General features: G+C 71.6%; 6 protein-coding genes. 4 read left to right on the top strand and 2 right to left on the bottom strand.

Going from position 1 to position 7,863, the window contains the following annotated elements:
• The first annotated feature begins 46 nt into the window (after window positions 1-46).
• From V7E05_RS07095 to V7E05_RS07110, 4 genes are read left to right on the top strand one after another with little or no spacing between them, the layout of a single operon-like run.
• Window positions 47-1,009, top strand: a complete 963-nt coding sequence (locus tag V7E05_RS07095) for an ABC transporter permease (RefSeq protein WP_333618969.1) — start codon at window positions 47-49, stop codon at window positions 1,007-1,009.
• Window positions 1,006-1,950: an ABC transporter permease gene (locus tag V7E05_RS07100; protein WP_333618970.1), complete on the top strand. Its 945-nt coding sequence runs from the start codon at window positions 1,006-1,008 to the stop codon at window positions 1,948-1,950. Before V7E05_RS07095 ends, V7E05_RS07100 begins: the two co-directional genes overlap by 4 nt.
• A 25-nt stretch (window positions 1,951-1,975) precedes the next feature.
• Window positions 1,976-3,703 carry an ABC transporter ATP-binding protein gene (locus tag V7E05_RS07105; protein ID WP_333618971.1) on the top strand — a complete coding sequence of 576 codons (1,728 nt, stop codon included), beginning with the start codon at window positions 1,976-1,978 and terminating at the stop codon, window positions 3,701-3,703.
• Window positions 3,700-6,114, top strand: coding sequence for an arylsulfatase (locus V7E05_RS07110; RefSeq protein WP_333618972.1), 2,415 nt, complete (start codon window positions 3,700-3,702; stop codon window positions 6,112-6,114). Before V7E05_RS07105 ends, V7E05_RS07110 begins: the two co-directional genes overlap by 4 nt.
• 144 nt (window positions 6,115-6,258) lie before the next feature.
• On the opposite strand, the gene V7E05_RS07115 is transcribed toward V7E05_RS07110, so the two are convergent.
• Together V7E05_RS07115 and V7E05_RS07120 are read right to left on the bottom strand one after the other, a co-directional pair.
• On the bottom strand, window positions 6,259-7,266 hold the full coding sequence (locus V7E05_RS07115) for a TauD/TfdA dioxygenase family protein (protein WP_442891627.1): 1,008 nt from the start codon (window positions 7,264-7,266) through the stop codon (window positions 6,259-6,261).
• Window positions 7,267-7,525: 259 nt separating this feature from the next.
• A partial coding sequence (locus tag V7E05_RS07120) for an alanine:cation symporter family protein (RefSeq protein ID WP_333618973.1) occupies window positions 7,526-7,863 on the bottom strand: 338 nt, incomplete at its 5' end.

Here is a 7,863-nt window from a genome sequence, read left to right on the forward strand (position 1 = left end):
CGCCGGTCCAGCTCTCCCCCACGCTTCCACCTACCGAAGGTTCCCCATGAACAGCTACCTCCTGCGGAGGGTCCCGTCCGCGCTGGGCGTCATCATCGTCGGCTCGATCGTCGTGTTCGCGCTCCTCCACCTCATACCCGGGGACCCCGCCCAGGTCATCGCCGGCGGCGACGCCGGCCCCGACGCCGTCGCCGCGCTGCGCGAGAAGCTCGGGCTCGACGCCCCGCTGTGGCAGCAGTACTTCTCCTGGATCGGCTCGGTGCTCACGTTCCGGCTCGGCGATTCGCTCGTGCTCGGCGGCACCATCTCCTCCCTCGTCCTCGAGGCGGCCGGCAACACCGCGGCGCTCGCCGGGACGGCGCTCTTGTTCGCGGTGCTGCTCGGTGCGCTCTTCGGGATCATCCCCGAGCTCATCGACCGGCGCTGGGCCAGGTCAGTCGCCACCGCGTACAACACCTTGGCGATCGCGATCCCCAACTTCGTCGTCGGCACCGTGCTCATCGTCGCGTTCGGGGTCCTGCTCATCGTGTTGCCGGCCGGCGGGATCCCCAGGGACGGGCTCGCCGCCGACCCGGGGATCACCTTCCAGTTCCTCCTGCTCCCCGCGCTGTGCCTCGCCCTGCCGATCGGCGCGGCGCTGAGCCGCTTCCTCAACGAGGCGATCACCGGCGAGCTCTCCCAGCCGTACGTCACGACCGCCCTCGCCCTCGGCATCAGGCGCCGGCGGATCATCACCACCCAGATCCTCCCCAACGCGCTGCCGCCGGCGCTCACGGTGCTCGGCATCCAGATCGGGCAGCTCTTCGGCGGCGCGGTGATCGTCGAGGCGCTCTTCGCCTGGCCCGGCCTCGGCTACCTCGCGCAGCAGGCCATCGCCGGCCGCGACTACCCGGTCGTCCAGGTAATCCTCGTCCTCTCCGTCGCCGTGTTCGTGCTCGTCCAGCTCGCCACCGACATCGCCCACGCCTCGCTCGACCCGCGGGTCCGAACCAAGGAAGCAGCAGCATGACCCTTTCCCCCGCAGCCCCGGGCGCCCCGCTCGCCGAGGGCAGGCCCCAGGCGCTCAACCGCCCCGACCTCGCGCCCGCGGAAAGCGGCGCCCCGGCGAACCCGGCACGTCCGCCGTCATCCAGGCATTGGGTGCACGACCGGCTCCGCGCGCTCACCCGCGGGCGCGGCCTGGTCGGCGCGATCACCGTCGGGATCGTGGTCCTCCTCGGCGTCTTCGCGCCGCTCCTCGCGCCGTACGCCCCCGACGAGCAGATCCCGGGGGCGAACCTCCTCGGGCCGAGCGCCCAGCACTGGCTCGGCACCGACGCCGTCAACCAGGATCTGTTCTCCCGCACCCTGTACGGGATCCGCATCGACCTGCTCATCATCGCCACCGCAGTGCCCATCGGGGCGGTCGTCGGGAGCGAGCTCGGGCTGGCCTCTGCGTTGTGGACGCGGCTCGACGGGCTGGTGCAGCGCACCTTCGACCTGATCCTCGCCTTCCCCGCCGTGCTGCTCGGCATCGCGCTGGCGATGGTGCTCGGCCCCGGCTTCGGCACCGTGATCACCATCGTCGCGCTCACCGAGATCCCGATCTTCGGCCGCCTCGTGCGGACCACCGCGCTGCGGGTCCGGGAGCTCCCCTACGTCGAACCCGCACAGGTCTCGGGCGCGGGGAAGCTGTGGATCCTGCGGCGCCACATCCTGCCGAACGCGGTCGATCCGCTGCTCGTGCAGCTCGGCCTCGCGATGAGCATCGCCGTGTTCGTCGAGGGCGCGATGAGCTTCCTCGGCCTCGGCGTCGTCCCGCCCGAGCCGTCCCTCGGCTCGCTCATCAACGAGGGCGCCGCGTACGCGTACCACGCCCCGTTCTTCGCCGTCGGCCCGCTGGTCGTGGTCATGGCGCTCACGCTCGGGCTGCTGCTCATCTCCCAGGCGTTCTCCCGCGCCATCCGCTGAACCGAATACCGCTAAGGACACCGCCATGACCACACTCGACGCCTCTCCCGACTCCGCATCCGGCCCCGGGACGGCGCTCGCCGCCCCGCGCGCCGGGGAGCCGGGCCCGCTCGTCTCCATCGAGTCCCTCGACATCGGCTTCTCCCACCCGCGCCCCGCGGTGAGCGGCCTCGACCTGTCGATCCTTCCCGGCGAGATCCACGCGCTCGTCGGCGAATCGGGTTCGGGCAAGTCGATGACGGCCCGCGCGCTCGTCGGCCTGCTCCCCGCCGGGGCGAAGGCCGAGGGCACTATCCGCGTCGACGGGACGCAGATCCTCGGCGCCGGGGAGCGCGAACTGTCCGCGCTGCGCGGGGCGACGATCGGGCTCGTCTTCCAGGAGCCGCAGAGCGCGCTCAACCCGGTGCGCACCGTCGGCTGGCAGCTCGGCGAGGCCCTGCGCGCCCACGGGCGATTGTCTCGCGCCGTGCGGCGGGAGAAGACGCTCGCGCTGCTCCGGCTCGTCGAGATCCCCGAGCCGGAGCTGCGGCTGCGCTCGTACCCGCACCAGCTGTCCGGGGGCCAGAAGCAGCGCATCGCGATCGCGCTGGCGCTGGCCGCCGAGCCGCGGGTCCTCGTCGCCGACGAGCCGACCACCGCGCTCGACGTGACCGTGCAGAAGGAGATCCTCGAGCTCCTCGCGCGGCTCGCCCGGCAGCGCGATCTCGCCGTGCTGCTCATCACCCACGACATGGGCGTCGTGGCGAACTACGCCCACAGGGTCACGGTGTTGCTGCGCGGGCAGGTCGTCGAGACTGGCTCGCTCGACGAGGTCTTCTCCGCGCCCAGGGACCCCTACACGCGCCGCCTGCTGCGCGCGGTCCCGCGCCTGCGCGCGCAGGCCGGGGACGCCGGCGGGGAGGGGCCGGCCGCCGCCGACGCGCCGCGGGCCGTGTCTACCGTGTCCGCCGAAGGCGCCGAGAACGCCGAGCCCGTGGTGTTCGGCGCGCGCGGGCTCGGCGTCGCGTTCGGGCACGGCGCCGCGGCCGTGCACGCGCTCCGGGACATCACGCTGTCCGTCCGCGCCGGGCGCACTCTCGCCCTCGTCGGCGAGTCGGGGTCGGGGAAGACGACGCTCGGCCGCGTCGCCGCGGGCCTGCAGCAGCCGAGCTCGGGTACCGTCTTCGCCGACGGTTCGGCCGGGGACACCGCGATCATCCCGCAGGACCCTGTCGCCTCCCTCAACCCGCGCCGCACCGTCGGCGACAGCATCCGCGAGCCGCTCGACATCCGTAGAGTCGGCACCCGCGCGCAGCGCGCGGAGCGGGTCGCCGAGCTGCTCGACTCCGCCGGGCTCCCCTCCGATTTCGCGCGCCGCTACCCCGCGGAGCTCTCCGGCGGCCAGCGCCAGCGCGTGGCCATCGCCCGCGCGCTGACCCTCTCGCCGTCCCTGGTCGTTGCCGACGAGCCCACGAGCGCGCTCGACGTCTCCGTGCAGGCGGACATCGTCCGCCTCCTCGCCAAGACGCAGGAGGCCATCGGCTTCGCCGCGATCTTCATCACCCACGACCTCGCGCTGGTCGACGGGGTCGCCGACGACGTCGCTGTCCTCCGCCGGGGCGAGCTCGTGGAGCTCGGCCCGGTCGACGACGTGCTCGCCCGGCCGAAGACCGAATACACGAGGGCCCTTCTCGACGCGGTCCCCACGATCGACGGCCGTCGCCGGGACACCGACCGGCACACCCCCGAAACCGCCACCAGGAAGAATCGATGACCGACACCACAGACGACGCAACTCCGACCGGACCCAACAGCCCCGCCTCGCCCATCCCGGACTACGCCCGCGGCTACGAGGGCTTCCCCGGCACGATCGGCCGCACCCTCGCAGACTCGACCCCGAGCTGGCCGGAGCAGAATCGGCCGCCGGAGGGCTCCCCGAACATCGTCGTCGTCCTCGTCGACGACATGGGCTACGCGGACATCGCCCCGTTCGGATCGGAGATCCCGACCCCGAACCTGTCCCGCCTCGCGGAGGAGGGCTTCGCGCTCACGAACTACCACACGACGCCGGTGTGCTCCCCGGCCCGCGCGGCGGTACTCACGGGCATCAACCCGCACAGGGCCGGCTTCGCCTCGGTCGCCAACTCGGACCCCGGCTTCCCCGGTATTCGGCTCGAGCTCGCCGAGGACGTCGCCACGCTCCCCGAAGCGCTCCGCCACCACGGCTACGCCACGTTCGGGGTCGGCAAATGGCACCTCACCCGCGACGCGCTCATCAACGCCGGCGCCGATAAATCCTCCTGGCCCATCCAGCGCGGATTCGACCAGTACTACGGCTCGCTCGAGGGCCTCAACTCCTTCTTCCACCCCAACCAGCTCGTCCAGGACAACACCGTCGTGCAGCGCGAGCACACCCCGGACGGCTACTACCTCACCGACGACTACACCGACAAGGCCATCGAATACATCTCCGGCCTGCGCGCCAACGACGAGGATCGGCCCTTCTTCCTCTACTTCGCGCACACCGCGATGCACGGCCCGCTCGGCGCCAAGGAGGAGGACATCCGTCGCCATGCGGGGAAATACGCGGAGGGCTGGGACGAGGTGCGCGTCCGCCGTCATAAAGCGCAAATAGAGGCCGGGATAATCCCTGCCGGAACGCCCCTGCCCGAGCGGGAGGGCAAGCTGGGCCGGGCGGTCCCCGCGTGGGACGAGCTCGACGCCGAGACGCGCGCGCTCTACGAGAAGTACATGGAGGTCTACGCCGCGATGGTCGACAGCGTCGACCAGAGCCTCGGCAGGATCCTCGACCTCCTCGACAGGCTCGGGGAGCGCGAGAACACCATCGTCGTGTTCACCTCGGACAACGGCGGCACCGCGGAGGGCGGCCCCGAGGGCACCCGCTCGTACTTCTCGCGCTTCGCCCACGTCCGCGGCCTACCCGCCCACTTCGAGCGGGACGTGCCGCGCGATCCCGCGCTGATCGGCGGGCCGCGGGCGATGGTCCACTACCCCGAGGGCTGGGCGATGGCGTCGAACACCCCGTTCCGCTTCTACAAGGGGCAGACGTACGCGGGCGGGATCCGCGTGCCGTTCCTCATCTCGTGGCCCGCCCACCTGCGCAAGTACGAGCGCACGGCGCGCGCCGGGGTCCGCACCCAGTTCCAGTTCGCCACCGACATCGCGCCGACGCTCCTCGACCTCGCCGGGCTCCCCCACCCCGGTGTCCGGCACGGCGCCGCGACCAAGCCGATCGACGGAGTGAGCTTCGCCCCGATCCTCCGCGACCCCGGCCACCCGGGCACGCGCCTCGAGCAGTACTCGGAGTTCGGCGGGAACCGCGGCTTCTACCGCGACGGCTGGAAGATCGTCGCCGACCACGTCCCCGGCACGCCCTTCGAAGACGGGGAGTGGGAGCTGTACCGGGTCGCCGAGGACCCCAACGAGCTCCACGACCTCGCCGCCGACGAGCCCAAGGTGCTGCGCGACCTCGCCGCCCGCTGGGAGCGCGCGGCATGGGAGAACACCGTCTTCCCGCTGATCGACCGCGCCGACCCGCGCGCCGACAGGCGCCGCCCCGCCGAGGAGCTCCTCTCCCGGCCCGTGACCCTCTACCCCGGCACGCCGAAGCTCGAGCGCTACCGCTCGAGCCGGCTCACCGCGCTGCGCGCCTTCGACGTCCGCGTGTCGCTCGACTCCGCGCCAGGCGACGCCGGGATCCTGTTTACCCACGGGGACCAGGGCGGCGGGTACGTCGCGTATGTCTCGGCCGGGGACGGGGACGAGAGCGGCGGGGATGGCGCCGGCGAGCTGCACTTCGTAGTCAACGAATACGGCGCGCTGCACGACGTCTCGGCCGGCGCCCTCGAGCCCGGGCCCCACGAGATCCTCGTCCGCTCCGAGCCGTTGCCGCATTTCCGCACGAACTGGGTGGTGCTCGTCGACGGCGAGGTCCGCGCGCGCATCGACGACCTGTGGGCGCTCGTGGGCATGGCGCCGTTCAGCGGCATCGACATCGGCGTCGGCCGCGGCGGCCCCGTCCACTGGGACCTCTACGAGGCGCACGGCTCCTTCCGCTTCTCCGGCGACCTGCGCTCGGTGACCTACCTGCCGGGCGCGCCCGCGCCGTTCAGCTCCGAGGTGCTCGCCGAGCTCGCCCGCGACGCCGACGACGCCTTCGATTAACCGCTCGCTTCCCCGCGCGCGCACCCCGCACGCGGCTGCGCCCGGGCGATTCTCTCGCCCGGGCGCATTCCTATATATGTATGACGGCGGAGGCCGCGGATCCCCGCGCCTCCCCCTTCTGCCCTCTACTTTGGTCCTGCCGGCCTAGGCGTCGATCTCCGAGGCGTCTCCGCGGAAGCCGCGGATCTCGCGCGGGGTGTCCACCACCGAGTAGTGGGTCGCGTCGCCGACGATGATCCTCGAGGGCTCGCCGTTGACGCTCACCGGGACCGTGCCCGCGAGCGTGACGCGGTGGACCTTCCGGCTGCGGTTGCCGAAATCGGAGACCCCGTAGTGCTGGGTGCCGTGGTTGTCCCAGATCACGACGTCGCCCTTGTTCCACTCCCAGCGGAAGGTGTTGTCCGGCTTGAGGATGCGCTCCTGGAAGATGCGGAACAGCTCGCTGGACTCGTAGGAGCGCAGGCCCACGAAGTTCTTGACGAAGTGCCCGAGCAGCAGCGAGCGCTCGCCCGTCTCCGCGCGGACGTGGACCACCGGGTGCTCGGTCTCGTACTTGAGGCGGGTGAACTCGGCGCGGTACGGGTTGCCGGCGCCCTCGTACTTCTTCGGGTCGACGCCCGAGGAGGCGTAGTCGTAGTCGTTGCTGTGCAGCGCCCAGAGGTTGTCGGCGAGCACGCGCAGCGGCTCGGGCAGCGAAGCGTAGGCGGCCACCGTGTTCGCGAACAGCGTGGCGCCGCCGAACTCGGGGATGGTCACGGCGCGGAGGATCGACGCCTTGGGGATGCGGTCGACGAAGGACACGTCGGTGTGCCACGAGTTCGCCGCACCCTCGATGGAGAGGCGCTCCGTCCCGCGGGACTGGACCGTGGGGTGCGCCAGGGTCGGGGTGCCGAGGCGCTTCGCGAAGGCGTACTGCGTCTCGTCGTCGACGTGCTCCTGGCCGCGGAAGCCGACGACCTTGTACGTGGCCAGCGCCGTGCGGATGTACTCGACCTCCTCGTCCGTGATGTCCCCGGACACCCGGATCCCGGAGATCTCGGCGCCGATGGCGTGCCCGAGCGGCGTGGTCGACGGGGACGTTCCGAGCCCGCCTTCCGGGCGCTCCTCGGCGGGATCGGCAGAACGAGTGTCGATGGTGCTGGTGATGGTCACGTGGAACCTCTCTCGAACGTGCGGCCGCGCGCTGGGCGGCTCTACAAGAATTGAGTTAGACCGATCGGTCTACCTATCGAGAGGTGACGTAACCAGAGGCGCGAGGGCGCGAACACCCTATGGTTCGTAGTGGTCCTAAGGATTCGGAAACGCCCGGGGACGGGGCACGATCGACGTCAAAACGCCCGGGCCAGACGCCGGAGGGGCCGGAGCCTTTCGCTCCGACCCCTCGTTTCGCATGGGTGCGTCCTACTGCGGCCTAGACGCGCGTGTCGGCGTTGGGCCCCACCGCCTTCTCGAGGTCGACGCCGTCGGCGCGCTCCTCCCAGAAGCGGGCGCCGGAGATGCCGAGCGTGCGCGGATCGAACTGCGGGTCGAGCCCGCTCTTCTTCTGCGCGCGGTAGTCCTTGAGCACCTTGAGCGCCGGGATCTGCAGCACGATGATCGCTAGGATGTTGAGCCACGCCATCGCGCCGACGCCGATGTCGCCGAGCGCCCACGCCTGGCCCGGCTCCTTACTGAGACCGCCGATGGCGACGGCCACCACGATGAGCACGCGCAGCGCCCAGACGAGCGCGCGCCGTACGGCATGGTTGG

It is taken from the genome of Dietzia sp. (assembly GCF_036741115.1).
GTDB lineage: Bacteria > Actinomycetota > Actinomycetes > Mycobacteriales > Mycobacteriaceae > Dietzia.

Bases quoted from the DNA above. Each gene is read 5' to 3' on its own strand.
- V7E05_RS07095 (WP_333618969.1), top strand. From the start codon at position 47: ATGAACAGCTACCTCCTGCGGAGGGTCCCGTCCGCGCTGGGCGTCATC.
- V7E05_RS07100 (WP_333618970.1), top strand. From the start codon at position 1,006: ATGACCCTTTCCCCCGCAGCCCCGGGCGCCCCGCTCGCCGAGGGCAGG.
- V7E05_RS07105 (WP_333618971.1), top strand. From the start codon at position 1,976: ATGACCACACTCGACGCCTCTCCCGACTCCGCATCCGGCCCCGGGACG.
- V7E05_RS07110 (WP_333618972.1), top strand. From the start codon at position 3,700: ATGACCGACACCACAGACGACGCAACTCCGACCGGACCCAACAGCCCC.